Source organism: Flavobacterium sp. GNP008 (assembly GCF_056428965.1).
Genome location: NZ_JBWJVL010000001.1, coordinates 1,366,221 through 1,390,476, shown reverse-complemented (window position 1 = coordinate 1,390,476; position 24,256 = coordinate 1,366,221). Strand labels below are relative to the sequence as shown.

Here is a 24,256-nt window from a genome sequence, read left to right as displayed (position 1 = left end):
AACCTTACACTTTTTTGGAGTGTACGATTGATTCGATTAAATACGGCAAACTGTTATTTTTTTACTTCCATTACAGGAACAGGCTCCGTTAATTTCATTCCGCATTTTGAACATTTATCATTTAGACTACCTTGAACTTCAGGATGCATCGAACAAGCATAGGTTGTTGCATTATTTTTCAATTCTATTGAATCATTGCTCATCTTAGTACCATCAGAACTCTTCATTGTTGAAGTATCGTCCATCATAATAGAATCATTTGTTGAATTTTCTTTGTTCTTTTGGTTACAAGAAACCATTACTACAGCCGCCATTAGGGCTAAAAAAAATATTTTTTTCATTGTTTTAATTTATTAATTGCAGATTAATTTCTGCATTATAAAATTACAAAAAACAGTCTCCAAACCCTTGTAGTTTTGTCTATATAAATTATATAATTTACTAAGTATCAATTAAAAAAAAGTTTTTTTTGGACCTCTATGTATCCTTGCAGAAACAACAATTTCAATTTAATTGAAGAATGACCGGTTTTATAGTCATCACTTTGATGTTATACAATTCTATTTTTTTGACTTATAGTTTAAAAGTTATGCTTCTCTTACTATTCATTGTTTGAACTGCCAATCGTTTTATCAATCCAATCCACTACTTCATTTTTTTGCATAGATGATAGTTTTGCATTTTTATGAAATAACGTATACGAAACCAAAGGCATTTCGTTGGATTTTATTTGTTTTACAATTGCATCTAATTTGTTTTCCTGCTTTCGCTTGGAGTATGTGCCAAACTCATTAAAATTCAAATTTTCTTTCCCTTCCTTGATATGTTTTTCCATTAAAAAACGTGCTGGCTGAACATAAGAATAAAAAGGATAATCGGTATTATTACTATGACAATCATAACAAGATGTTCTTAATATTGTTGCCACATTATTAGGCACACCATACGCTTTTGTATAATCGACAGTCATGTCTTGCTCCGGATTCACATTTCGAACCGGTTGATACAGTTGCATCAATAAAAAAATAATTAATGCTACAAAAAATATTTTCTTGATGCTTTTTTCCATCTTACAACGCTTTTCTCATTGATCCACAAGTTAGCATCTCCGAACCATAATACGGGTTTTTTATGTCCCTGATTTCACTTATCCAAATAGCTCCTTTACCCTCATTTGCCATAGGACAAAAATCCTGATACAATTTTTGATCGGTGCCAAAAGTTTTTATTAAATCATTTACATCTTTACTCAACATTACGAAATGCTCTCTTTGGTGGTCAATTTTACCAACGTTATCACCAATATGTTTTGCATGCTCTTTTGCATCATCAGCAATATTAAGATATTCAGCCTTTAATTTTGGATCTATACTACTGGCATTTATACTATTCAAAGTAGCATATAATTCTTTTCCATCGGTGGCTGCTCCTTTCGAATCATCTTTCGCTAATGCATTTTTAATTTGTAAATAATCTTTCACTATTTCATTAATTGTAAATGAAGATTGTGTCACTGTTGAAGTTTTTGTATCTGCATTGGATTCCTTTTTAGCGGATACAGTGCTTTGCAAATCTGAATCTTGTGCCGCTTTCTGGGTGAGTTCCATTCCACATTTAGAACATTCAGCTCCTTTTACACCTGTAATCTCAGGATGCATTGAACACGCATACATTTCTGATGTAGTTTGGCTAGTCCCTGATTTAACATCTTTAATTTCTTTATTTTTCTGGTCACAAGAAACTAAAACTAATGCCAGTGTTACGATTGATACTATTATATTTTTCATTTAATAAATTTATTAACTATTTAATTATTGTGTATTTTATTGTGAAACATTAAAAAAGGTATATTCCAGTTTTAAATAAAATCCATTAGGATCCGAACGAAGCATCGAACTATACAGTTCCTTTTTATAGGCCACATCCACTCTTGCCTGACTGTTAATTATAAACTGTATGGAAGGCACCACATCAAGATAGGAGCGTCCATTGTCCGATAGCGTTTGCCCTACAAACTCCACCATTGCATTCACGTTCGTTTGTTTGAAACTGGTATATTTCTTTGGATACATCAACCTTCCAAATGAAAGCGAGTAGTTTATAGCATTACTGCTCTGAAACAACGGGAAATTGTAATCCGGTTTATTGTCTAATGCTTTCTCAAAGCTGATTGTCGAACTAATCGCTGTTTTTTTGATTAATTGAGTAAAAATCAAACCCGTTTCATAACCCGAATTATTCCCCATTGTTTCAATTTCTTCTTGGCGAATAATCGAATTATTCCGGCTGTACCTTCCAAAAACTGCCATGCGAAAATGACTCTGGATATCATCAACAGAAAAAAAGCGGTACTTAGCATACAAACTGCCGCCTTCGGCAGTAAATTGATTGCTACTGTTGCTTAAATATGCAGCTGCATGGACCATTAAATTTCTATTTACTCCCCACATTATTTCTGGCGATACTTGGTAACCATAACCGGACCGGAAATTCTCTCTCATAAATGACTGTCCTAATCGTATTCCTACAGAACCTGTTGGCATATTACTTGCCGGTTCAGTAACTACAAATAACTCTTGTGCCTGTACTTGAAAAGAGAACATGCACAGGAAAACAAAACGCAAATAGTTCATATTAGATTGTTTTCAAATGAAAGTCGTTTTCATTCCCTGCAGCATAACTGGCATATCTTGAAAATGATTTTTCTAATTTTTTGTACTCTTTTTGCGTCACATACCCTTTGTCTAAGACTTGCACTCTAGTTGTTTCATTCCCGATTTTTGATTTAGAATCAACAAAAATAAACGTTGCATTTTCTTTTTTAACGACAAGGTTATCTTCAATTTTTAAATTGTCAAACTCCATTGTCAAGACCATCGAACCTATAAAGAATCCCGCTTTTTCCACGCTATTTTTTAATACTTTTGGGCTTAATGAATTATTTTTCTTTAAAACAACGGTGAATGTATTGGTATTTAAATCCGTAGCAACGCTCTCCACTTCGGGCATGGCTTTCAATTGTTTGTTTATTGCATTGGAACACATTGAACAGGTCAATCCAGTGGCAATTATTTCGGCTTTTGCGATTTGAGAATAGGATTTTAGGCTGGTAATCAAAACGAAAAAAGCCAAAAGGATGAATTTTAAATTTATATTTTTCATGTTCTTTATTTTTTTATTTGTGCTATTATTTCTTCCTCTGTCGGATTAATGGCTACTAATTTCCCAGAGGCATCAAACAAATACGAATTAGGCAATTCTTCTACCCCAAAAAGTACTGCTGATGCAGCATCAAAACCTTTGGCATCAATCAATTGCTCATACCCCAATTTATCTTTTTGAATAGCATTCCTCCATTTTGTTGCATCAGTATCAAGTGAAATGCCAACAATTTCGAAATTTTCGCTTTTATGTGAATTATAAAAAGGAACTAACTTTTTATTAGCCAGTCTACAAGGTGCGCACCAAGAAGCCCAGAAATCAATTAAGACCGTTTTCCCCTTCATAGAAGTCAAACTTATTGTTGTCTCTTTATTATTTTTAAGCTGTAAATCTGGCAAATTAGCCCCAATTTTTAGTTGAGCAGTCGCAGTTGAAACACTAACTATTAAACTGAATAGCAAAATTGTATTTTTGATTGTATTTTTCATTAAATCTTTTTTTGAAATAATTATTGAATGGTCTCCACCGTTTTTCCACAAGTCATCATTTGAGAACCGTAATAGGGATTCTTGACTGCATTCTCTTTACTCAACCAGTTGGCACCTTTGCCTCCATTGGCCATAGGGCAAAGCTGAAGATACACCGGAGTTTCATATTTAGCCACTTTTATCAATTCATACATCGATTTTGAAAAAGGAATAAAAAACTCCCTTTGACGTTTGATATCTCCTGTCTCGGAAATATTTCTGGTATTGGCCATTACACTTTTCATTTCTTTCATCCAAACGATATGAACATCCATTGCAAGTTCCTCCATTTTCACTGCATTTAAGGCAGTCAAAACATCTTTCGCTACTGTTGAAGCAGCTTTACCATCTGTTTTTACCAATGCATCTTTCAATACAAAATAGGCATCAAAAACAACTTTTAATTTAGTATCTACTTGATCTTTTACCACTGCAACAGTAGTAGTACTCGCGTGGTTTGCATGCATTTGTGTAGCTGTACTTTCTCTTTTAATTTCTGGTGTAGCGGCTACTTTAGCTTCTCTTTCATATTGACAACATCCATGTAAAGTATCATAAACAGCATCCGGAGCAAGAAATTTTTCACTGTCGTAGCCTGCTAAAGCAATGCGTTTCAAGATTTCGTCCTGATTTGTTTTTGTGGGATCGTACGTAAGTATTGCCATTTTAGTGTCTTTATTCCAGGCTACTTTGGCACGGTTTTTAAAATTTCCAGCAGTTTCGATCGTTGTTTTACACATGTCACAGTTCCCGTATATTTTTACCGTTTCTGTAGTAGCATTTTTAATCTGCGCGCTTGCGCCTGTAACTGATAGCAATAGTACTATTGCCATCAATATTCTTTTTATTGAGTTCATTGTATCGTAATTTGGAAGTGAGTCAGTCACAAAAAACATTAAAAAAATAGCACTTTATACTATGTTTTAAATGAATGTGACTTAAAAATTAATGATTGTAAAGCATATAATGCTTTGAAGCAGACAGTTTTTTGGCTGTCACAGAAGGAATTTAGCTTATTTTAGGTGGAAGCCAAATAGAACGGAAATCAGAAGAAATAAAGATTTCTGAGTAATAATAATTTTGTTTTTCAGTAGAAAAATGAAAAAGTTGATGATTCAAGTCACTGTAGGAGAACGAAGTCAAACCCAAATATAGAATTGAACTGCAAGTAATATTTTTACAAGCGCCATTGCAACCTTCATGGGATTTCTCTTTTGAAGACTGTGCTTTTTTACAACATTCTTTTTTATCTTTTTCTGAAGAAGACTCTTTTTTACAACATGCCTTATCGATTTTTGCTCCACAGGCAAAAGCGATGCTAGGAGTCATAAAGAACCCAAGCACAACTAGTAACACTATGTAAAACTTTCTAGACATCGTATTGTTTTGTAAAGTACAAAGATATTCATCGAACGCTAATTCTAAATTAATTCAATCACAAATACGTGTTAAAATTAATAAATTATTTTCCTTCCCCTAATATCCCATTCATTATGGACTGTAATACGGACAGGATAATGCTAAAAAACAGGGCAGTCCAAAACGTATCTACGCTAAATCCACCAACAATTTTAGTACATAACAAAATCATTAACGCATTAATGACCAGTAAAAACAATCCCAAAGTAATAATTGTAACCGGCAATGTAAGTATAACTAATATTGGTTTGATAAATATATTAAGTAACCCTAGAACAATCGCTACGATTAATGCTGTGGTAAATCCTGCTACACGAACACCAGGCATAAAGTTAGCAATTAGCAATACTAAGCCCGAAGTGATAAGAATTTTGATTAGTAAATTCATGAATTTTTATTTTAAAATTTCAATAAATGTAGTAAAAATTTAAAAATATACCGTTTATTTCAAAAAAGAAGTCACTTTCTGATAAAACTCTAACGGGTTTTCGGCATGAAGCCAATGCCCCGTGTTTGGAATCGTTTCGATGCTTGAATTCGGAAAATGCTGTTTTATACTTTCGAAATCGCTGTCCAGAATATAATTTGATTTTCCGCCACGGAGGAACAACGTTGGCTTTTTAAAAATAAATTTTTGAGGCAACGGAATTCCTATCGCCTCCATTTTTTTATTGAAAACGGCCAAATTAAACCGGAAGGCCAGTTGTCCCGGTTCTTGCCAATACAAGTTTTTCATTAAGAATTGTCTGGTTCCAAAATCAGGAATAAATTCTTCTAGAATTTCTTCAACAGCACTTCGGCTTGGTTTTTTTGAAAAATCAACAGCATTCAGTCCTGCCAAAATATCTTGGTGGTGTTGTGGATAAAATTTGGGACCAATATCAGCCACAATTAATTTATCAACTAATTCCGGATGTGAAGCTGCCAAAAGCATGGCTACTTTGCCACCCATAGAATGCCCTATAATATTTATGTTTTTTAAGTTATGATCTTGACAATATTCGTAAACATCCTCAGTCATGATTTCATAACTAAACTCTTCAGAATGCAAGCTTCGCCCGTGGTTGCGTAAATCGAGAATATGAACCTGAAAATCAGCTGCAAATTGTGTTCCAAGTGTTTTCCAATTATCGGACATTCCCAAGAATCCATGCAGGATTAAAAGCGGTTGCCCTGAGCCTTCTATTTTTGAAAAAAGCATATGATTTTAGATTATAACGTTATCCTTTTAATTATAAACCATTAAGAAATTAAGGATAGTAAGCTTTAGACTTAATCCATCTTAATTTGTTAATGGTTTAAAAAAACTATTTTAATTTTTGCAAATACATATTGACCACATTGTCTAATCCCAGATAAATAGCTTCGGAAATCAAGGCGTGACCGATGGAAACTTCGAGTAGTCCTGGAATATTTTGTTTAAAAAACTGAATGTTATCCAAGCTCAAATCGTGACCTGCGTTGATCCCCAACCCTAATTCATTGGCTAAAACAGCTGACTCAGTATACGGTTTTATTCCATTTAAATTTCCTAAACTGTATTGATGTGCAAATGCTTCTGTATACAATTCGATTCTTTCAGTTCCAATTTTTTTCGCACCTTCAATCATTTCGAGAACAGGATCTACAAAAATGGAAGTTCGGATTCCGTTGCGTTGAAATTCCTGAACGATTTCAGTCAAATAAGATGCATGCTTTAGGGTATCCCAACCCGCATTTGAGGTTATTGCATCAATAGCATCCGGAACCAATGTGACTTGTGTTGGTTTTATTTCCAGAACCAGATCGATAAAGGTTTTCTCTGGATTACCTTCTATATTGTATTCGGTATAAACGATTGACTTTAAATCTCGGGCATCTTGATAGCGAATGTGGCGTTCGTCGGGACGTGGGTGTATCGTGATTCCTTCGGCACCAAACTTCTGGATATCAGTAGCCACTTTTAATAAATTGGGGACATTTCCTCCACGAGCATTACGTAAAGTAGCGATTTTATTGATGTTTACACTTAACTTTGTCATTAGAACACTTTTTGATTTTGATACTTGTATTTTCTTTGAGCAAAAATACAAAGTAAAATCTAGGAGTTTTTGCTTATTTTTGATTATTTTGCATCGAATATTGAGGACTGATTTATGACAGAAATTACAGAGTATATTACCACCGATTTTAAAGCAATTGACAGCCATGATTCTATTGCGGCAGTTCAAGACTTTTTTAGTGAACTACACTTTTCCCATTTTCCCGTTCTGGAAGAGGGAATATATATTGGTAGTATTGCATCCGAAGATATCGAAACTTTCGACAGTGCTAAAAAAGTAGCCGATTACAGGTTCACTCTGGAAGGTTTTTTTACCAGAACCAATACCATTTGGCTGGATGTTTTGGAAGTATTTGCAAAAAATCACACCAACTTGGTTCCTGTTTTAGATGAAAATAATAAATACGTGGGGTATTATGAAATTGAAGATATCATGAAATTTTTTCATGAAACTCCATTTTTAAAAGAACCGGGCGGAATAATTGTTGTTAAAAAACCAATTTTAGATTATTCAATGAGCCAAATCACTCAAATTGTAGAAAGTAATAATGGTAAGCTTTTGGGTTTGTTCATTTCTGAAGCAGATGTAGAAAGCGTAGAAATAACGATGAAAATAACGTTGGGTGCAATGAACGAAATCATCCAGACATTCAGAAGATACAATTATGATATCCTATCAGAACATCAGGAAGACAACTACATCAATAATCTAAAGGAACGTTCCGAATACTTAGACAAATACCTTAATATCTAAACAAAAATGAGGAAATTTGTTGATTCAGTTATCCGCAACAACATTTTTAAAGGACTAAGCAATCAAATTAAAGATTAAACAATAAAATGAAAGTAGCTATTTACGGCCAATATTATCAAAATAGTACGGAGCCTATTATAAACGACATCTTTGTGTTTTTCAACAAGAACAATGTGGAGATGATTATTGAGTCTCAATTCCTGTTGATGCTTAATGAACGTAAAATTGTTGAAAAAAAATATCAAACTTTCACTTCACATACTGAGCTTGATTCTAGTTTTGACATGCTCATCAGCATTGGTGGTGACGGAACCATCTTGAGAGCAGCTACGTTGGTCCGTGATTCTGGAGTTCCTATTTTAGGAATAAATGCAGGAAGACTCGGTTTTTTAGCAACCGTTCAAAAAGAGAATATTGCAGAATTTATGCAATTTGTCATTGAAAAAAAATATACTATTTCTAAAAGAGCCTTATTAAGCTTGACTTGCTCACCGCCAAATGAATCTATTGAAGAAATTAATTTTGCGATGAACGAAATTACGGTTAGCCGTAAAGACACGACTTCGATGATTACTATAGACACCTACTTAAATGATGAATTTTTGAATTCCTATTGGGCAGATGGTCTAATTATCTCCACACCTACTGGATCTACTGGATATTCCTTGAGTTGCGGCGGTCCTATTTTGACCCCAGATGTAAAAAGTTTGGTTATCACCCCTATTGCTCCTCATAACCTTACGGCCAGACCACTTGTGGTTCCCGATGAAACCGAAATTCGGCTGAAAGTTTCGGGAAGAGAAGAAAATTATTTGGTTTCACTCGATTCCAGAGTTACGTCAGTAATAAACGATTCTATTCTAATTTTAAAGAAAACACCTTTTCAAATCAACATGGTCGAAATTCCAGAAGAAACCTTTTTGAAAACACTTCGCAGCAAATTACTTTGGGGAGAAGACAAGAGAAATTAAATCATTTTCTCGAAAGACTATACGATTTCATCAGATTTTGCCGTTTTAGTAACACTAATAGCCATTTAGTGTTGCTTAATGTACTAATTATTAAAAAAACACACATTTAACTGAATGGGTATTGAATCGTATTGATAATTCTTATATTTGCACGCAATTTTTGATTTAATGAACAAACTTCTTTATTTATTTTTCTGCTTATTCCTTACAATAGGTGCACAAGCTCAGATCCATGAGGTTGGTGTTTTTTTAGGCGGAAGCAATTACATTGGTGATGTAGGCCCAACGACCTATATAGCGCCCAACGAACCTGCCTTTGGTTTGTTGTACAAATGGAATAAAAGCCCAAGACATTCCTATCGTTTTTCATACACTCAGTCTAAAATCACATCCAATGATTTAGATTCAAAAGAAGCTAGCAGAAACCAAAGAGGCTATCATTTTGAAAACAATTTAAAAGAACTATCTTTAGGCCTTGAATTCAATTTTTTTGATTTTAACCTCCATGAATCGAGTACTAAAATTACTCCTTATGTCTTTTCTGGTATAAATTATTTTCTGAGTAAGTATACCATAACAGATACTCAAACAGGAATATCTGTAGAGGGAAGAGCAGAAAGAAAAAAATCAATAGCAATACCTATGATTGTAGGAATCAAATCAAATATATCCCCTAATTTGATATTGGCATTAGAAACGGGAGCACGATATACTTTGACGGATAATTTAGATGGAAGTAATAATCAAAATTTTGGAAATATAAATAATAATGATTGGTATGTATTTTCAGGAGTTACACTCACGTACACTTTTGGAAACAAGCCCTGTTATTGTGCAGAATAAAAAAATGAATTTACTAGAGAATATAGACGCGACAAGATTACCCAAGCACTTAGCCATCATTATGGATGGAAATGGGCGTTGGGCAAAACAGCAGGGACTTTTACGAGCTTTGGGACATGAAAGCGGAACAAAATCAGTTAAAGTAATTATTGAATCTAGTGCCAAACTGGGTATTGAATTCCTAACCTTATATGCTTTCTCCACTGAAAATTGGAACAGACCAAGACTTGAAGTGGAAACTTTAATGAAAGTGCTGATCAATTCCTTGAAAAAAGAACTCACTACACTACAAAAAAATAACATCAAGCTTAATGCTATTGGTAATTTAGAGAAATTACCAAAATCAGCTCAAAAAGAACTCCTTGATGTAATTGACAAGACAAAAAATAACACACAAATGACACTGACACTGGCCTTAAGCTATGGTTCTAGAGAAGAACTTGTCAGTGCAATCAAAAACATTTGTAGTAAAGTTAAAAATAATATAATTTCAATAGACACTATTGACGATTCCATTATTAATGAGCATCTTTACACGCAAAATTTACCCGATGTAGATTTATTAATACGAACAAGTGGAGAACATAGGATAAGTAACTTTTTGTTGTGGCAAATTGCCTATGCAGAACTGTATTTTACTGATATATTGTGGCCAGACTTTAAAGAACAAGATTTATATGAGGCTATTATTAGTTATCAAAAAAGAGAACGTAGATTTGGAAAAACAAGTGAACAAATTAAATAATTTTTTAGTGTTAAATAAAAGCATAAAAATAGTCCTTACCGTTTTGATTTTTGGAAGTTTTACACAAGTAAAAGCTCAGGAAAGAGTTCCATTTGATCAAGGAAAAAAATACATTCTGGCCGATGTAGCAATAGTCGGGGACATCAGTTTCAATTCACAAACCGTTGTTACTTTTTCTGGTTTACAAAAAGGACAACAAATTACTATTCCTGGGGAAGAAATTAGTAGTGCAATAAAAAAACTGGGTAAATTAGGACTCTTTGATGAAATCTCTTTTTACGTAAACAGAATACAAAATGATAGTATTTATCTTGATTTAAATATTGTTGAATTACCCAAACTGAATCAGGTAAAATTTGTAGGAGTTAAAAAAACTAAAACGGAAGGTTTAATTAAAGACAACAGCCTTAATAAAGGAAAAGTTGTTAATGAAAACCTGATTACAACCACTAAAAACTACATCGAAAACAAATACAAAAAAGACGGTTACTACAATACCAAAGTCAATATTAATACCGTCAAAGATACCGCTACAATAAATCAAGTTAATATGCTTGTTACTATTGACAAGGGTCAAAAAGTAAAAATTCAAAAAATTGATTTTGTAGGAAACACAAAAATATCTGACAAAATCTTGCGTAAGGCAATGAAAGATACGAAGCAAAAAAACATTATTCGAATTTTAAAAGCCTCTAAATTTGTTAAAGACAAATACAAAACTGATTTAGAAAAAGTAATTGCAACCTATAAAGAAAAAGGATATAGAGATGCCAGAATACTCTCAGATTCTGTCGCCTACGACAAGAATAAAAATGCCTTAAATATTAAAATTAATGTAGAAGAGGGAAATAAATATTATTTTGGAGAGATCAAATTTTTAGGCAACACCGTATATACAGATCAAGGATTGAGTAGCATCTTAGGCGTTAAAAAAGGAGACACTTATAATGGTGTTCTTCTTGAAAAGAGAATTGCAGATAAGTCAAAACCAGATGCTGAAGACATTACTAATTTATACCAAAACAACGGTTATTTATTTTCTAACATCAATGCAGTTGAAGTAAAAACAGCTAACGATACCATTGATTTTGAAATACGAATCACAGAGGGACCAATCGCTTATTTCAATAAAATTACTGTTGTAGGAAATGACAAAACAAATGACCGCGTTATTTATCGTGAGTTACGGACAAAACCAGGCGAAAAATACAGCAAGGATGAATTAGTGAGAACGATTCGTGAAATTGGACAATTAGGGTTTTTTGATCCCGAAGCAATTGACCCAAAATTCAAGAATGTTGATTCCGGTGCAGGAACTGTAGATATTGAATATAATCTTGTGGAAAAAGGATCAAGCCAAATTGAACTACAAGGTGGTTATGGTGGAGGTGGTTTTATTGGTACGCTAGGCCTATCATTCAACAACTTTTCGGCAAGAAATATGTTCAATAAAGAAGCATACAAACCGCTTCCTATGGGTGATGGTCAAAAAGTATCGCTCCGTCTACAGGCCAGTACTTTCTTTCAAACGTACAGTGTATCCTTTTCAGAACCATGGTTTGGAGGTAAAAAACCAGTGCAGTTTAGCAGTTCATTGTCCTATAGTAAACAGTTTTTGAATAATTTTATAACACAAAGAGCAGACAAAACCAAAAGTTTTGACATCGTGACCCTATCTGTAGGATTAGCCAAAAGACTTACTGTTCCAGATGATTACTTTGTATTGTCACAGTCTTTAAGCTACCAACATTATGCCTTAAACAATTACAATACCGGATTATTTACTTTTGGAAATGGAACTTCAAGAAACTTAGCATACACTATTGGACTTACAAGAAGTAGCAAAGGATTGAATCCAATATTTCCAACGTATGGTTCTGAATTCAGTTTGTCGGCAAAACTTACACCTCCTTATTCCTTGTTGAATGGAGTTGATTATGCAACATTAGGAAATCAGGAAGAGTACAAATTAAGGAATACCGTTGACAGACAAAATGTACCTGATGCAAATGGAAATATCGTTAATATTGGAGATTACATAGATACCAACGGAAACAAGGTTACCGATTTTAATCTAGCTGCTACTGATGTTAGTAAAGTAGATCAAAAGAGATTTAATTGGCTAGAGTACTATAAAATAAAATTCAAAGCAGATTGGTATACCAAAATTTATGGTAAATTAGTGCTTAGAACACTAGCTGAATTTGGTTTCCTAGGAGCTTACGATCAGCAAAGAGGCGTTGTTCCATTCGAAAGATTTTATTTAGGCGGTGATGGATTGGCTAATTTTTCTATGGATGGTAGAGAGACTATTCAGTTAAGGGGATATCCTAATAATTCATTGACACCCGTAAAAGAAGGCACAACAGAACAGATCGGAGCAACAGTATTTAACAAATTCTCAATGGAATTACGCTATCCAATAACCTTAAAATCATCTGCCTCTATTTACGCATTGGCCTTCATGGAAGCAGGTTCGTCGTTTGGTGATTTCAAAACCTACAATCCTTTTGCTTTAAGCCGTTCCGCTGGAGTTGGGTTACGTGTATTCATGCCGGCATTTGGTTTATTAGGAATTGATTTCGGACATGGATTTGATGCATTACCAGGGCAAGCAAAAGCAAATGGCTGGGAAACACACTTTATCATTGGACAACAATTCTAAAAATTGGAATACGATTTTCTAATAGAGCCGCATTATGAGAAAACAATTTTTATATCTATTTATAGTAGTCTTTAGTGCAATCCAAACAATAAATGCACAAACCAGAGGGAATAAACTGGGGTACATTGATATGGAATACATTTTACAAAATGTACCTGATTATACCGAAGCAAAGATAGAATTAGAACAAAAAGCTCAAAAATGGAAATTAGAAATTGATGCTAAAAAAATTATAATTACTACGTTAAAAGAAGCCTTGAGAGCAGAAAAAGCGTTACTAACTAAAGAATTAATAGCCGAAAGAGAGACAGAAATTAGCTTTCTTGAAAATGAAAACTTAGAATACCAACAGAAAAGATTTGGTGCTAACGGAGATTTGATCCTTCAAAAATCGATTTTGGTTAAACCAATTCAAGATCAAGTTTTTACTGCAGTCCAAGATATTGCAGAAAGACTTAAATACGACTTTATATTTGATAAAACTTCTGACTTAACCATGCTATTCGCAGCAAAACGATTTGACATCAGTGAGCAGGTTTTACGAATACTAAATCGTACTGAGAAAAGGGAACAGCTGACCAAAAAACAATTAAAAGAGGCTGAGGCTAGAGAAAATAAAGAAGATGCGCTAGATGATAATCCCGCACTTGCAGACAGAAAAAAACTTTTAGACGATAAAAAAGTAGCCCGAGATAAAATATTAGCGGACAGAAAATTACTCCAAGAGCAAAAAAAGCAAGAGTTTGATGATCGAAGAAAACAAATTATTGCCGATAGAGAGGCTAAGAAAACTGGCACGGTTTCTGCAAATATTAAAAAAGAGGATACGACAACAACTGTAATTAATACCGATTCAGCTAAAGACAGTATAAAAGCCGCCGCTGAACAGGCCAAACAAAAACAAGCGGATGCCAAAGCAAAAACAGTAGAAGACCGTAAAAAGGTTTTAGAAGATCGCAAAAAAATCTTAGAAGAAAGAAGAAAAAAAATACTGGAAGACCGGGAAGCTATTAAAAAAGCCAAAGAAGAAAAATTAAAAGAAAATACAAACAATAATTAATTACTTAATATTTTAAAAACGATGAAACAAATCAAAACTCTACTAATTGCTGCCATTTTAATGTTAGGAGCAAATCAAACAATTAATGCACAAGCAAAAACAGCTCATGTTGATGTAAGTGAAATTATGACAAAAATGCCAGCTATGTTAGATGCTCAAAAACAATTAGATAAATTGAGTACTACTTACGATGCTGATTACAAAAAAATGGTAGAAGAATACCAAGCAAAATTAAAGAAATATGAAACTGAAGCGGCTACAGTTACGGAAGCTGTAAATGGAGAGCGTTCTAAAGAAGTACAGGACATGCAAAAAAGAATCGTTGACTTTAGAGACAATGCTCAAAAAGAATTGCAACAAAAAGAATCTGATATCGTGAAGCCACTTATGGAAAAAGTAAGAGCATCAATCCAAAAAGTTGGAAAAGCAAAAGGATACCAATATGTTCTTGATGGGTCTTCTCTTTTACTTGCTGATGGTCCAAACTTGACTATGGATGTAAAAAAAGATTTAGGTTTCTAAGAAAAAATTGAAATCATAAAAAAAACTGCTCTCCTATATTTAGGATTGAGCAGTTTTTTTGTTTGTACTAAATCATAGGAATTTTAAATCGTAGCACGTAACTTTGTTTGTATGAATAGTAATAATCAAGCTATAGGAATTTTTGACTCCGGAATTGGAGGTACTTCAATTTGGTCAGCAATCCATCAATTATTGCCCAATGAAAAAACCATCTATTTGGCTGATAGTAAAAATGCCCCTTATGGACAAAAATCCAAAGAAGATATTGTAGCACTAAGTATAAAAAACACCGAATTTCTACTTGAAATGAATTGCAAATTAATTGTTGTGGCTTGCAATACTGCCACCACAAATGCAATTCAAGAGTTAAGAGACAAGTATACTATTCCAATCATTGGTATAGAACCTGCCATAAAACCAGCGGTTACACATTCTAAAACCCAAATTATAGGGATTCTGGCAACACAAGGTACGCTCAATAGTGCACTTTTCAATAAAACTACTGAGAAGTACCAAGACACAAAAATAATTGAACAAGTGGGACACGGATTAGTACAACTTATCGAAAATGGCAATATCAATTCACCAGAGATGACTAAACTGCTTCATTCCTACCTGACTCCAATGATCGAAGCTAATATTGATTATTTAGTATTAGGATGCAGCCACTATCCCTATTTGATCCCGCAAATCAAAAAAATACTTCCAGCACACATTCAAATTATAGATTCCGGACAGGCAGTAGCAAAACAAACCCAAAACATTTTACGAGAAAAAGTAGGCTTTACATCAGAAGAAAACGGTGATTCCGTTTTTTTTACCAATACAAATCCAAAAGTCTTAAAGGAAATTTTAGGAAATAAATATGCCGTTGAGGAAAAAAGTTTTTAAAATTACACTATTCTACTTCTTTGAACCAACTCGAGTACATTACATAATTATTTGAGATACGCTCAATCTCTCCAGCGAAGTTAGACTGGTCAAGATCCTTTACTTTCTTTGCAGGAACACCAGCCCAAATTGTTCCTTGTCCTACAATCGTATTTTGAGTGACAACAGCTCCCGCAGCAATAATCGAATTGCTTTCTATAGTACAATTGTCCATTACTATAGCTCCCATTCCTATCAATACATTGTCATGTATGGTACAACCATGTACAATTGCATTATGGCCAATAGAAACATTATTCCCTATAATGGTTGGATGTTTTTTATAGGTACAGTGAATCACTGCCCCATCTTGTATGTTTACTTTATTTCCAATTTTAATAAAATTCACATCTCCACGAATTACAGCATTAAACCAAACACTACAATTTGTGCCAAAGGTGACGTCTCCTACTATAGTTGCATTTTCGGCTACATAACAATCCTCCGGAATAGAAGGTGATTTACCATTAACAGTTTTAATTAGCATATTGTAATAAATTAATTTATCGCAGGGCATTTACAATCATATTTTACGGCTCTACAAAACAAATCGATTCCTAAAGTAATTTGGTGATAGCCACCATTATCAAATTTTACAGCTCCTGATAGTTGGGAATAAGTATATGCAAACATAAATTTATCAAAATTAATTCCTACAATTGGCGTAATATATTGCAGTTTTTGTTTTGAGATAGTATTTCCGTCTCTGTATTCAGCACCATCAAAACTTCTTCGATAAGACAATCCTGCCCAAACTCTACCAAAATCTAAGTTTTTGTAGGCTTTAATATTTATATCAATGGATTTTTCTTTTGTTTGATCCACCATTTGAAATAAAAGTGACGGTTCCCATAATATTTTCTCACTGTCTCCAAAGATATATCCTGCGCTCAATAAAAATTTCCTAAGATTATCACTTTCATATTCTGTATAAATCGTTCTTCTAGTCTCAATCGCATTCTTCACTGTAGCATGTGCATAAAAATCTAAATAATTATAGGATGCGCCAATGTCAACATTGAAATAAGAATCTTTTTGCACCACCGTACCATTAATGATTGGATCAAAATCACCAGATTGCCTGAACTCCGTTTCGTCTAGTTGACTTTGAATTAAGCCTGCACTCATTCCGAAAGACAATTGGTTTAAATCAATTTCATCTCTGGAAAACATTAAATGATAAGCATATGTAAACTTAATACCCTTCTGGGAATGATAACCGTTCTTATCATTAAACAAAATAATACCAGCTCCCGCTTTTTCTCCTACTCTCCCGTTAAAACTAAGTGTTTGCAATTCCGGAGCATCTTGCTGATCAAACCACTGCTTTCGGCCAGTGAGCCTAATTTTAGCACAGTTTGCTGCACCAGCCATTGAAGGATGTATTAAATAATAATTGTCCGATAAATAATCTGAATATACAGGAATTCCTTCCTGTGAAAAAGAATAATGTGATATAAAAAGTAATACAGATAAAATTTTAATTCGATAATACATTGAAATACTTTTTAATGAATTAAATAATTCAAGAGCATACTTAAAGGTAAAGAAAACGGTCAAATTTTTAATCTAAAAATTAAAATAAAGTTAATTTATTCATTAAAAATTCAAATATAGTTATTCATAGAAAATAACTTTAGTAAATTTGTAAAAATTTCCAAAGACATGAACAAAGTTACCATAAAAGAGACACAAAACCCAACTATACTAAAGTTTGAATTTCAAGATTTTATAACACAAAACCAAAGTTTTGAATTTAAAAATATTGACGAAGCAAAAACATCTCCACTTGCACAACAATTATTTTATTTGCCTTTTGTAAAAACAGTTTACATTTCCGGGAATTTCATAGCAATCGAAAAATACAATATTGTAGAATGGGAAGATGTAAAGGAGGCCGTAGCAGAGCAAATCGAGAAATTTGTTACCAATGGCGGAACGATCATTACTGTTGACGAAAATAAAACGAAAAAACAGCCCGTTACGGTTTATGGCGAATCAACACCAAATCCAGCTGCATTAAAATTTGTAGTGAGTAGAATGCTAACTAAAAACGCTATAGAATTCAAAAACATAGATCAAACTGCTGCTTCACCATTAGCAAAAGAACTTTTCAAATTTCCGTATGTAAAAGAAATATTTATTGATGAAAACTATATTTCAGTAATCAAGTATGAAATCAATGAATGGCAAGAAATAACCTTAGAATTAAGAAGTTTTATAAAAGAATATATTGAAAACGGCGGAACTGTTTTGGATGAAAATTATGTGGCCACAGTCACAGCAGAAGAAAGTACAAAATCAAAAGATTTTGACAATCTGGATACCACGTCACAACAAATTATCAACATATTAGAAGAATATGTAAAACCAGCAGTACAGGCTGATGGTGGAAATATAGCTTTTGACTCTTACAATGAAAATGATAAGATCGTAAAAGTGATCTTACAAGGTGCTTGTAGTGGTTGTCCTTCGTCAACTTTTACTTTAAAAAGCGGTATCGAAAACATGTTAAAAAGTATGCTGAATGATGAAAGCATTAAAGTTGAAGCTATCAATGCTTAAATAAAAAATCATATCTTACTGATATTCTAACTGTTACGTTAAAATTTTATCATTTTTAAATTGAAAATTTAAAAAAAATTGGTAAATTTATGTTTAACTTAACAAATAGAAATCATGTCAATATTAAAAGTAATTGAAATCCTTTCAAACTCAGAAATAAGTTGGGAGGATGCTGCTCGAAAAGGAGTTACTAAGGCTGCAAAATCAATAAAACACATTCGTTCTATCTATGTTCACGAGCAAAGTGCAACAATCAATGAGGGGGTCATTACAGAATTTAGAGTGAATCTAAAATTGACTTTCGAACTAGAATAAGCCAATTAAAAACAAAAATAAAGCGTTTCACTTGAGACGCTTTATTTTTGTTTAAAAATCACTTCTCGTGTTTCGTTCAAATCATTACCGTCACGGAAAAATATTATAGATACAACAAGAGATAAAATATTTATGCTAAACAAGTTAAAATAAAACTTACTTATTTATTACCTGCTTAAAAATGCAATAAATTAGAAAGCTATAAATCCTTAATAAATAATAAAACAAGAGTTGTTTCAGTCAACACCGTGTGTAAGCAAGGCGTTAGCATATTGTAAAAAAGTCAGTACAGTATTAATATAGTTTTACAAGAGCGCAAAAACTCACACTATCCTTTCTAAATTCCAGACAACCAAACTAAGAAAACTGTTACATCCTGTACTAATGATTATCTGGATCGTGCCAAATGCTGATTATCAGCAAATTATTAATGATTTAATAAAGCAATCACAGGAAAAATTGATTACTATTGTAAGACTAATCAAATAAAAACACCATGGGACTATCTTCTTTTTTAAAAAAATTATTTGGCACTGCCAAAGAAACTGCCACTGAATTAGTGGACAAAGCAGAAACAACTTTCGAACAAGCAAAACAAACGGCATCTCCTTATCTAGAAAAAGTAGAGACTTTCGCAGAAGAAACATTTGAAAAAGCGAAAGAGACTGCAATACCTTATCTTGAAAAGGCAGAAGTTATTGCCGAAGACACTTTTGAAAAAATAAAAGAAACTGCTGCGCCACTTTTAGAGAAAGTAGAAAAATTTACGGGCCATACTAAAGAAGCAATAACCGAACATTCAGAGAAACCAAAAAATGCTCTTGATAATATAGTAGATAATGTAAAAGAAAAAGCCGATACAACTGCTGACAAAGTAGAAAATTTAGCCAGTGAAGCCAAAACTGGCATTTCAAATACTGCAAAGACTATTAAAGAAAAAGCCGACACAACTACTGAAAAAGTAGAAAATCTAGCCAATGAAGCTAAAACTGGCATTTCAGATACTATAGAAACCGTAAAACAAAAAGCCGATACAACTACTGAAAAAGTAGAAAATTTAGTCCCTGAAGCTAAAACTGGCATTTCAGATACTATTGAAAACGTAAGAGAAAAAACTGATACAGCTGCTGACAAAATGGAAAATTTAGTCCATGAAACGAAAACTACTACTTCCGATACTATTGAAAACGTAAAAGAAAAAACTGATTTAGATGAAAATGATGAAGAAACCAAAAAAAACACTAAAGAAATTATAAATAAAATAGAAGAAGACGCTGATTAATTAATTGAAAAAAAATTTATTCGTATTTTTGTCTTTCAAACTTAACCTTCTCCAATGAGAAGGTTTTTTAGTATGCAAAAAATGAATTTAAATCCCGATCAACTTACTACTTACGCCAACACTTTTCTAAAAGTATTAATTGACTATTCCCCAAAATTGATTTCTGCCTTTATTATTCTATTTGCTGGTCTTTATATTATTAGACTCATCAATAGATTCATTAGAAGAATAATGGTGAAAAAAAATTTAGACCCCACACTGACGCGCTTTCTAGCTGACATTCTACTGTGGGTATTAAGAGTCATCTTATTTGTATCTTTTATTTCCAAACTAGGAATCGAAACCTCTTCATTTGTAGCCATACTTGGTGCTATGGGACTTGCTGTAGGTTTATCACTACAGGGATCCCTATCTAATTTTGCAGGAGGAATGCTAATTATTCTTTTCAAACCCTTTAGAGTCAATGATACAATCGAAGCCCAAGGAGTAAGTGGGACGGTTAGCGAAATACAAATATTTGTGACCAAATTAATCACAGCTAACAATCAAACCATTTTTGTTCCTAATGGCTCTTTATCAAATGGAAACATTATCAATTATTCACTACAAAAAATCAGAAGAGCTGATTTGACCATTGCTATTTCCTATGATACAGACATCAAAAAAGTGAAAGATATTATCACTGGCGTTTTAAAAAACAATCCAAAAGTGTTGCAAATACCTGCTGCCGAGGTTTCCGTAAAAAATCTGACCGATAGTGCTATTCAATTGGCAGTAAGGCCATGGGCAACAAATGAAGATTTTTGGGGCGTTTATGCGGATACACTGGAAAATTGCAAACAAGCTTTTGACGTAGCGGGAATTGTTATTCAGCCTTTTGTAAAAGAGTTGTCTAAAACTACTGATCCGCTACTGTAAAAATTGATTTATTCCAAAATATAATTTATTTCTTTGGAGCAGTAATCATAAAATCTTTCAGGTAATACGGTTCAAAATAAGCGACATCAACCGTGTCGTTTATTTTGAATTTTTCATAACTCAATGAACTCATTTCTTTAGCGGAGGGATAGATAATATCCTCTAAGAAAACATAATTATCTTTATTCAACACGGATTTACATTTTTGTGCACAATCCCCAACAAAATAAACTGTTTCGTGTAAATCTTCAAATGAATTTTCAGTGATAATTTCAGCAAGAACTTCTCGTTTTCGGTCTAAATTAGGTGTGAAAATTGAACTATAGACTTCCATTCTTCTCGCATCAATCATAGGAATGATTAATCCGCTGGAGACAGTAACTTGTGAAGCCAATGCCTGTAAGGTGTCTACTGCAATCAATGGTATATCCAATGCAAAACAAAGCCCCTTAGCTGCTGAAACTCCGATTCGCAATCCTGTGTAGGACCCCGGGCCTTGACTTACAGCGATGGCTGACAAATCGTTGAGGGTAATTCCAGCTTCTTTTATAATTTCTTCAATAAAAACATGAAGCCGTTCTGCATGAGAATATCCTTCTTCAGCAATTTCTTTATAAACTATTGTTTTCCCTTCTTTTGCTAAAGCTACAGAACAGTTTTTAGTGGCCGTTTCAATATTTAATATGTATTTCAATTTCAGATTTTATTTTAACATGAAAATCACAATTCTAAAAGTAAAGTTTAGAATTGTCATTCTCAAAATGTTATTAATACTGGCTATTTCTTGCTTACTCCTTTTTCTTTATCCGTTAGCAATGCTACTTTGTCTCCTGAATTCAGATCCTTAGTTACTGTGGAATATGGGCCCGTAATGACCACATCTCCTTTTTTAAGACCAGTTAAAACCTCAATATTTGTGTCGTCTTGAATCCCCGTTTTAATGATTCTAATTTTAGCTTTATCTCCCACTTTTACAAATACACATTCGAATTTTTTATCACTTTTTGGAGCAGATCCTTTTTGCTCTTCATTGGGATCTACTACTACAATTTCTTTTACAGCTGCGGTATCTGATTTTACTACTACCGAACTAATTGGCACAGATAGTACATTGCTTTTTGTTTCCGTAATAATATCCACTGTTGCAGTCATTCCAGGTCTGAACGGGGAATAAGTATCAGGTTTGCCTTCTAATAAATCTTCGTAGGATTCTTTAAGGATTCTGATTTTAACTTTAAAATTAGTTACCTGATCTGCTGTCAATGCAGAACTTGCCGAATTAGAGATACTGGTTACAATCCCCTTGAATTGTTTTTTTAAATAAGCGTCAACTTCTACATTGGCTTCATCCCCCACTTTAATTTTTACAATATCATTCTCATTAACATCTACTTCAACTTCCATATTATTCAAGTTGGCCACTCTTAGAATCTCTGTTCCTGTCATTTGTTGGGTTCCTAAAACGCGCTCCCCTAATTCTACGTTTAACATTGAAATAGTTCCATCTGCAGGAGCATAAATGGTAGTACGCCCTAAATTATCTTTGGCTTCACTTACAGTTGCAGAAGCACTTTGAACATTAAAATACGCGGTTTGCTTAGCTGCTTTTGCAACCTCATAAGAAGCCAATGCTTTGTCCCAATCTGCTTTTGAAATAATTCCCTTATCAAATAAGGTTTTGTTTCTATCGTAATTAGATTTAGATTCTTTAAAAGAAGCATCTGCTTGACTTAAGTTTGCTCTAGTTCCAGATAAATTGGACACCGAACGATTGTAACCCGAAGTGTATAAATCTGGATTTATCTTAACTAATAAATCTCCTTTTTTTACTACTTGTCCTTCTTTTACATTCAAAGAAATAATCTCTCCAGACACTTCTGATGAAATTTTCACTTCTATTTCTGGTTGAATTTTTCCTGTCGCCGAAACAGTTTCAACAATAGTTGTAGGTATAACTTGAGCTATTTCTATTTCTGTTCCTTTATCTTTGTTACCAATAACACCCGATTTTGAAAGTATTACAAGGCCTGCAATGACTACTATTGCTCCGCCTATTAAAATATAAATTGTTTTCTTAGACATAATAAATTAGTTTTTGATAAGAGGAATTCCAAAATAGAATTCTAATATTTTGATTTTGAAAATATAATCGTACTTGGTTCTAATAACTTCTGATTGGGCATTGGTCAATAAGGTTTGGGATTGGTTAAAATCAAATGAATTCATCAAGCCCACATCGTATCTTTCTTTCGCATAATTGTACGCCCCCAGCCTTGCATCTAGTGCAACAACTGATGATTCATAAGCATTAAGTGCTCCTTTTGCATCAGTAAACGCAGTAAAAACATTTCTTTGCAAATCTAAGTCTTGTTGCTCAACAGCTATTTTTGAACGTTCCAGACTTACCTTAGCACGCTCCACATTGTTGCGCACTGAAAATCCATTAAAAATTGGGACTGATAATTGTGCTCCAAAAGACTGCCCTTTATTGTCTCCAAACTGATTGAAAAATGGCGCTGAATTTCTTGTACCAATTATATTTCCCATAGTATCAAATACTAGAACATCGGCATAAGAGACCCGACTATTAAAACTATAAAAACCTTGTAAAGTAGGCTGAAAAGCTCCTTTTGCGATTTCTACGTCTTTTTGGGCAATCTCTAAGTTAGCTCTCGCAATTTTTAATTCTGTTCTATTTTCTACCGCTTTGTTGTAAATAGCAGCTGGAGTTTGAACCATGATATTATTTTCATCCCGGATATTTGTATCATCAATTACATCAAAATTTTCAAAATCTTTTAACTGTAACAATTGAGCCAAACTTAATTTAGAAATCAACAATGCATTTTCCGCATTAATAACGTTTTGATTATTAGAGGCCACGGTAGCGCGAATATCTAATAAATCCCCTCTAGGAATTGATCCAGCTTTAACCAATTCTTCTGAACGGGCATATTGCTTTTCATTGATCCCTAATTGTTCTTTTTGTACTTTTAAATTTTCTTTGTTAAAAAGTATTTGCAAAAAAGCATTGGCAACATTTAAGGCAATATCTTCTTGCATTTTCAACAATTGGTATTTAGCAGCTATTATAGAAAGATTGGCTCTACGAAGTGTATTTTGATTTTGTAGCCCTTTGTAGATATCTACCCCTACATTAGCACCCGCTGAAGTAAACTGAGTAGTTTGATTGCGCAAAAGCCCTGTAGTAATATCTTGATTTAAACCGATATTCCAAGAATGAGAAGCACTTGCATTAAGAGAAGGAAGAAAATTTCCGATGGCTCCTTTTTTATCGATTAGTGCTGTCTTTGAATCCAATTCGGATTGTTTAATCGAAATATTATTTTGCAAAGCATATTTAACACATTCGTCTAAAGTCCACATTTTCGTTTGTGCCTGCAATGTTACGGAACAAATTAAAATGATAAATAAACTAAAAAAACTTCTTTTTTTCATATATTTTTGAATAAAAGTGCAGCAAAACTGCAAAACAAATTTAACTTTTTCTATTAAAGATTTATGAAATAATAGGAA

28 protein-coding genes are annotated in these 24,256 nt (G+C 33.3%); 12 read left to right on the top strand and 16 right to left on the bottom strand.

The features are described from left to right. Positions 1–53: 53 nt before the first annotated feature. From AC0608_RS06185 to AC0608_RS06135, 11 genes are all read right to left on the bottom strand, one after another. Complete coding sequence (locus AC0608_RS06185) at positions 54–341, bottom strand: heavy metal-binding domain-containing protein (RefSeq protein WP_478288458.1); 288 nt, start codon at positions 339–341, stop codon at positions 54–56. A 260-nt stretch (positions 342–601) separates the two neighbouring features. Further along, positions 602–1,069: a heme-binding domain-containing protein gene (locus AC0608_RS06180; protein ID WP_478288457.1), complete on the bottom strand. Its 468-nt coding sequence runs from the start codon at positions 1,067–1,069 to the stop codon at positions 602–604. A 1-nt stretch (position 1,070) separates the two neighbouring features. Further along, entirely contained in the window at positions 1,071–1,787 is a 717-nt protein-coding gene (locus AC0608_RS06175; protein ID WP_417998042.1) for a DUF3347 domain-containing protein, read from the bottom strand. 36 nt (positions 1,788–1,823) lie between these two features. Beyond that, positions 1,824–2,633 (bottom strand): hypothetical protein, encoded by an 810-nt coding sequence (locus AC0608_RS06170; RefSeq protein ID WP_417989555.1) that lies wholly within the window; start codon positions 2,631–2,633, stop codon positions 1,824–1,826. 1 nt (position 2,634) lies between these two features. Then, positions 2,635–3,162 (bottom strand): heavy-metal-associated domain-containing protein, encoded by a 528-nt coding sequence (locus AC0608_RS06165; RefSeq protein ID WP_417958631.1) that lies wholly within the window; start codon positions 3,160–3,162, stop codon positions 2,635–2,637. A 5-nt stretch (positions 3,163–3,167) separates the two neighbouring features. Next, the gene (locus tag AC0608_RS06160) at positions 3,168–3,650 is read right to left on the bottom strand and encodes a TlpA family protein disulfide reductase (RefSeq protein ID WP_417989557.1); all 483 of its coding nucleotides are present in this window, start codon (positions 3,648–3,650) and stop codon (positions 3,168–3,170) included. A gap of 20 nt (positions 3,651–3,670) precedes the next feature. Further along, positions 3,671–4,546 (bottom strand): DUF3347 domain-containing protein, encoded by an 876-nt coding sequence (locus tag AC0608_RS06155; RefSeq protein WP_417958633.1) that lies wholly within the window; start codon positions 4,544–4,546, stop codon positions 3,671–3,673. A gap of 151 nt (positions 4,547–4,697) precedes the next feature. Further along, on the bottom strand, positions 4,698–5,066 hold the full coding sequence (locus AC0608_RS06150; protein WP_478288456.1) for a hypothetical protein: 369 nt from the start codon (positions 5,064–5,066) through the stop codon (positions 4,698–4,700). Positions 5,067–5,151: 85 nt separating this feature from the next. Continuing rightward, positions 5,152–5,496, bottom strand: coding sequence for a phage holin family protein (locus AC0608_RS06145; protein WP_131990228.1), 345 nt, complete (start codon positions 5,494–5,496; stop codon positions 5,152–5,154). 54 nt (positions 5,497–5,550) lie between these two features. After that, positions 5,551–6,309: an alpha/beta fold hydrolase gene (locus AC0608_RS06140; RefSeq protein ID WP_478288455.1), complete on the bottom strand. Its 759-nt coding sequence runs from the start codon at positions 6,307–6,309 to the stop codon at positions 5,551–5,553. 106 nt (positions 6,310–6,415) lie between these two features. Further along, a complete protein-coding gene (locus AC0608_RS06135; RefSeq protein WP_417958636.1) occupies positions 6,416–7,129 on the bottom strand; it encodes a pyridoxine 5'-phosphate synthase in 714 nt (237 codons plus the stop codon). A gap of 114 nt (positions 7,130–7,243) precedes the next feature. On the opposite strand from AC0608_RS06135, the gene AC0608_RS06130 reads away from it, so the two are divergent. From AC0608_RS06130 to murI, 8 genes are all read left to right on the top strand, one after another. Continuing rightward, positions 7,244–7,903 carry a CBS domain-containing protein gene (locus tag AC0608_RS06130; RefSeq protein ID WP_417989561.1) on the top strand — a complete coding sequence of 220 codons (660 nt, stop codon included), beginning with the start codon at positions 7,244–7,246 and terminating at the stop codon, positions 7,901–7,903. 86 nt (positions 7,904–7,989) lie between these two features. Further along, positions 7,990–8,874: an NAD kinase gene (locus AC0608_RS06125; RefSeq protein ID WP_417958638.1), complete on the top strand. Its 885-nt coding sequence runs from the start codon at positions 7,990–7,992 to the stop codon at positions 8,872–8,874. Positions 8,875–9,042: 168 nt separating this feature from the next. Further along, complete coding sequence (gene porG / locus AC0608_RS06120; RefSeq protein ID WP_478288454.1) at positions 9,043–9,717, top strand: type IX secretion system protein PorG; 675 nt, start codon at positions 9,043–9,045, stop codon at positions 9,715–9,717. A 4-nt stretch (positions 9,718–9,721) separates the two neighbouring features. Beyond that, entirely contained in the window at positions 9,722–10,462 is a 741-nt protein-coding gene (gene uppS / locus AC0608_RS06115) for an undecaprenyl pyrophosphate synthase (protein ID WP_417958640.1), read from the top strand. Continuing rightward, on the top strand, positions 10,395–13,127 hold the full coding sequence (locus AC0608_RS06110; protein WP_478288453.1) for a BamA/OMP85 family outer membrane protein: 2,733 nt from the start codon (positions 10,395–10,397) through the stop codon (positions 13,125–13,127). The genes uppS and AC0608_RS06110 overlap by 68 nt, the downstream gene beginning before the upstream one ends. Positions 13,128–13,161: 34 nt before the next feature. Further along, positions 13,162–14,187 carry an OmpH/Skp family outer membrane protein gene (locus AC0608_RS06105; RefSeq protein ID WP_478288452.1) on the top strand — a complete coding sequence of 342 codons (1,026 nt, stop codon included), beginning with the start codon at positions 13,162–13,164 and terminating at the stop codon, positions 14,185–14,187. A gap of 21 nt (positions 14,188–14,208) precedes the next feature. Further along, entirely contained in the window at positions 14,209–14,709 is a 501-nt protein-coding gene (locus AC0608_RS06100; protein ID WP_417958643.1) for an OmpH/Skp family outer membrane protein, read from the top strand. 111 nt (positions 14,710–14,820) lie between these two features. Next, a complete protein-coding gene (gene murI / locus AC0608_RS06095) occupies positions 14,821–15,600 on the top strand; it encodes a glutamate racemase (protein WP_417989564.1) in 780 nt (259 codons plus the stop codon). 7 nt (positions 15,601–15,607) lie between these two features. On the opposite strand, the gene AC0608_RS06090 is transcribed toward murI, so the two are convergent. Together AC0608_RS06090 and AC0608_RS06085 are read right to left on the bottom strand one after the other, a co-directional pair. Continuing rightward, the gene (locus AC0608_RS06090; RefSeq protein WP_417989565.1) at positions 15,608–16,126 is read right to left on the bottom strand and encodes a gamma carbonic anhydrase family protein; all 519 of its coding nucleotides are present in this window, start codon (positions 16,124–16,126) and stop codon (positions 15,608–15,610) included. A gap of 11 nt (positions 16,127–16,137) precedes the next feature. Further along, positions 16,138–17,136, bottom strand: a complete 999-nt coding sequence (locus AC0608_RS06085) for a PorP/SprF family type IX secretion system membrane protein (RefSeq protein ID WP_417989566.1) — start codon at positions 17,134–17,136, stop codon at positions 16,138–16,140. 168 nt (positions 17,137–17,304) lie between these two features. On the opposite strand from AC0608_RS06085, the gene AC0608_RS06080 reads away from it, so the two are divergent. The 4 genes from AC0608_RS06080 to AC0608_RS06065 all read left to right on the top strand — a co-directional run bounded on the left by AC0608_RS06080 (position 17,305) and on the right by AC0608_RS06065 (position 20,719). Continuing rightward, on the top strand, positions 17,305–18,204 hold the full coding sequence (locus tag AC0608_RS06080; RefSeq protein WP_478288451.1) for a NifU family protein: 900 nt from the start codon (positions 17,305–17,307) through the stop codon (positions 18,202–18,204). A gap of 114 nt (positions 18,205–18,318) precedes the next feature. Then, the gene (locus tag AC0608_RS06075; RefSeq protein WP_417958648.1) at positions 18,319–18,519 is read left to right on the top strand and encodes a dodecin family protein; all 201 of its coding nucleotides are present in this window, start codon (positions 18,319–18,321) and stop codon (positions 18,517–18,519) included. Positions 18,520–19,015: 496 nt separating this feature from the next. Next, the gene (locus AC0608_RS06070; protein WP_478288450.1) at positions 19,016–19,801 is read left to right on the top strand and encodes a hypothetical protein; all 786 of its coding nucleotides are present in this window, start codon (positions 19,016–19,018) and stop codon (positions 19,799–19,801) included. Between the two features lie 81 nt (positions 19,802–19,882). After that, positions 19,883–20,719 carry a mechanosensitive ion channel family protein gene (locus tag AC0608_RS06065; RefSeq protein ID WP_478288449.1) on the top strand — a complete coding sequence of 279 codons (837 nt, stop codon included), beginning with the start codon at positions 19,883–19,885 and terminating at the stop codon, positions 20,717–20,719. Between the two features lie 25 nt (positions 20,720–20,744). Here the strand turns inward: AC0608_RS06065 and tsaB are convergent, their stop codons facing one another. From tsaB to AC0608_RS06050, 3 genes are all read right to left on the bottom strand, one after another. Continuing rightward, positions 20,745–21,413: a tRNA (adenosine(37)-N6)-threonylcarbamoyltransferase complex dimerization subunit type 1 TsaB gene (gene tsaB / locus AC0608_RS06060; protein WP_478288448.1), complete on the bottom strand. Its 669-nt coding sequence runs from the start codon at positions 21,411–21,413 to the stop codon at positions 20,745–20,747. 83 nt (positions 21,414–21,496) lie between these two features. Then, a complete protein-coding gene (locus AC0608_RS06055; protein ID WP_478288447.1) occupies positions 21,497–22,801 on the bottom strand; it encodes an efflux RND transporter periplasmic adaptor subunit in 1,305 nt (434 codons plus the stop codon). 6 nt (positions 22,802–22,807) lie between these two features. Further along, positions 22,808–24,178, bottom strand: a complete 1,371-nt coding sequence (locus AC0608_RS06050; protein ID WP_478288446.1) for a TolC family protein — start codon at positions 24,176–24,178, stop codon at positions 22,808–22,810. Positions 24,179–24,256: the final 78 nt, after the last annotated feature.

Excerpts from the sequence above, each read along its gene's own strand:
- AC0608_RS06185 (WP_478288458.1), bottom strand. The coding sequence starts at position 341 with ATGAAAAAAATATTTTTTTTAGCCCTAATGGCGGCTGTAGTAATGGTT.
- AC0608_RS06180 (WP_478288457.1), bottom strand. The coding sequence starts at position 1,069 with ATGGAAAAAAGCATCAAGAAAATATTTTTTGTAGCATTAATTATTTTT.
- AC0608_RS06175 (WP_417998042.1), bottom strand. The coding sequence starts at position 1,787 with ATGAAAAATATAATAGTATCAATCGTAACACTGGCATTAGTTTTAGTT.
- AC0608_RS06170 (WP_417989555.1), bottom strand. The coding sequence starts at position 2,633 with ATGAACTATTTGCGTTTTGTTTTCCTGTGCATGTTCTCTTTTCAAGTA.
- AC0608_RS06165 (WP_417958631.1), bottom strand. The coding sequence starts at position 3,162 with ATGAAAAATATAAATTTAAAATTCATCCTTTTGGCTTTTTTCGTTTTG.
- AC0608_RS06160 (WP_417989557.1), bottom strand. The coding sequence starts at position 3,650 with ATGAAAAATACAATCAAAAATACAATTTTGCTATTCAGTTTAATAGTT.
- AC0608_RS06155 (WP_417958633.1), bottom strand. The coding sequence starts at position 4,546 with ATGAACTCAATAAAAAGAATATTGATGGCAATAGTACTATTGCTATCA.
- AC0608_RS06150 (WP_478288456.1), bottom strand. The coding sequence starts at position 5,066 with ATGTCTAGAAAGTTTTACATAGTGTTACTAGTTGTGCTTGGGTTCTTT.
- AC0608_RS06145 (WP_131990228.1), bottom strand. The coding sequence starts at position 5,496 with ATGAATTTACTAATCAAAATTCTTATCACTTCGGGCTTAGTATTGCTA.
- AC0608_RS06140 (WP_478288455.1), bottom strand. The coding sequence starts at position 6,309 with ATGCTTTTTTCAAAAATAGAAGGCTCAGGGCAACCGCTTTTAATCCTG.
- AC0608_RS06135 (WP_417958636.1), bottom strand. The coding sequence starts at position 7,129 with ATGACAAAGTTAAGTGTAAACATCAATAAAATCGCTACTTTACGTAAT.
- AC0608_RS06130 (WP_417989561.1), top strand. The coding sequence starts at position 7,244 with ATGACAGAAATTACAGAGTATATTACCACCGATTTTAAAGCAATTGAC.
- AC0608_RS06125 (WP_417958638.1), top strand. The coding sequence starts at position 7,990 with ATGAAAGTAGCTATTTACGGCCAATATTATCAAAATAGTACGGAGCCT.
- porG (WP_478288454.1), top strand. The coding sequence starts at position 9,043 with ATGAACAAACTTCTTTATTTATTTTTCTGCTTATTCCTTACAATAGGT.
- uppS (WP_417958640.1), top strand. The coding sequence starts at position 9,722 with ATGAATTTACTAGAGAATATAGACGCGACAAGATTACCCAAGCACTTA.
- AC0608_RS06110 (WP_478288453.1), top strand. The coding sequence starts at position 10,395 with ATGAGGCTATTATTAGTTATCAAAAAAGAGAACGTAGATTTGGAAAAA.
- AC0608_RS06105 (WP_478288452.1), top strand. The coding sequence starts at position 13,162 with ATGAGAAAACAATTTTTATATCTATTTATAGTAGTCTTTAGTGCAATC.
- AC0608_RS06100 (WP_417958643.1), top strand. The coding sequence starts at position 14,209 with ATGAAACAAATCAAAACTCTACTAATTGCTGCCATTTTAATGTTAGGA.
- murI (WP_417989564.1), top strand. The coding sequence starts at position 14,821 with ATGAATAGTAATAATCAAGCTATAGGAATTTTTGACTCCGGAATTGGA.
- AC0608_RS06090 (WP_417989565.1), bottom strand. The coding sequence starts at position 16,126 with ATGCTAATTAAAACTGTTAATGGTAAATCACCTTCTATTCCGGAGGAT.
- AC0608_RS06085 (WP_417989566.1), bottom strand. The coding sequence starts at position 17,136 with ATGTATTATCGAATTAAAATTTTATCTGTATTACTTTTTATATCACAT.
- AC0608_RS06080 (WP_478288451.1), top strand. The coding sequence starts at position 17,305 with ATGAACAAAGTTACCATAAAAGAGACACAAAACCCAACTATACTAAAG.
- AC0608_RS06075 (WP_417958648.1), top strand. The coding sequence starts at position 18,319 with ATGTCAATATTAAAAGTAATTGAAATCCTTTCAAACTCAGAAATAAGT.
- AC0608_RS06070 (WP_478288450.1), top strand. The coding sequence starts at position 19,016 with ATGGGACTATCTTCTTTTTTAAAAAAATTATTTGGCACTGCCAAAGAA.
- AC0608_RS06065 (WP_478288449.1), top strand. The coding sequence starts at position 19,883 with ATGAATTTAAATCCCGATCAACTTACTACTTACGCCAACACTTTTCTA.
- AC0608_RS06055 (WP_478288447.1), bottom strand. The coding sequence starts at position 22,801 with ATGTCTAAGAAAACAATTTATATTTTAATAGGCGGAGCAATAGTAGTC.
- AC0608_RS06050 (WP_478288446.1), bottom strand. The coding sequence starts at position 24,178 with ATGAAAAAAAGAAGTTTTTTTAGTTTATTTATCATTTTAATTTGTTCC.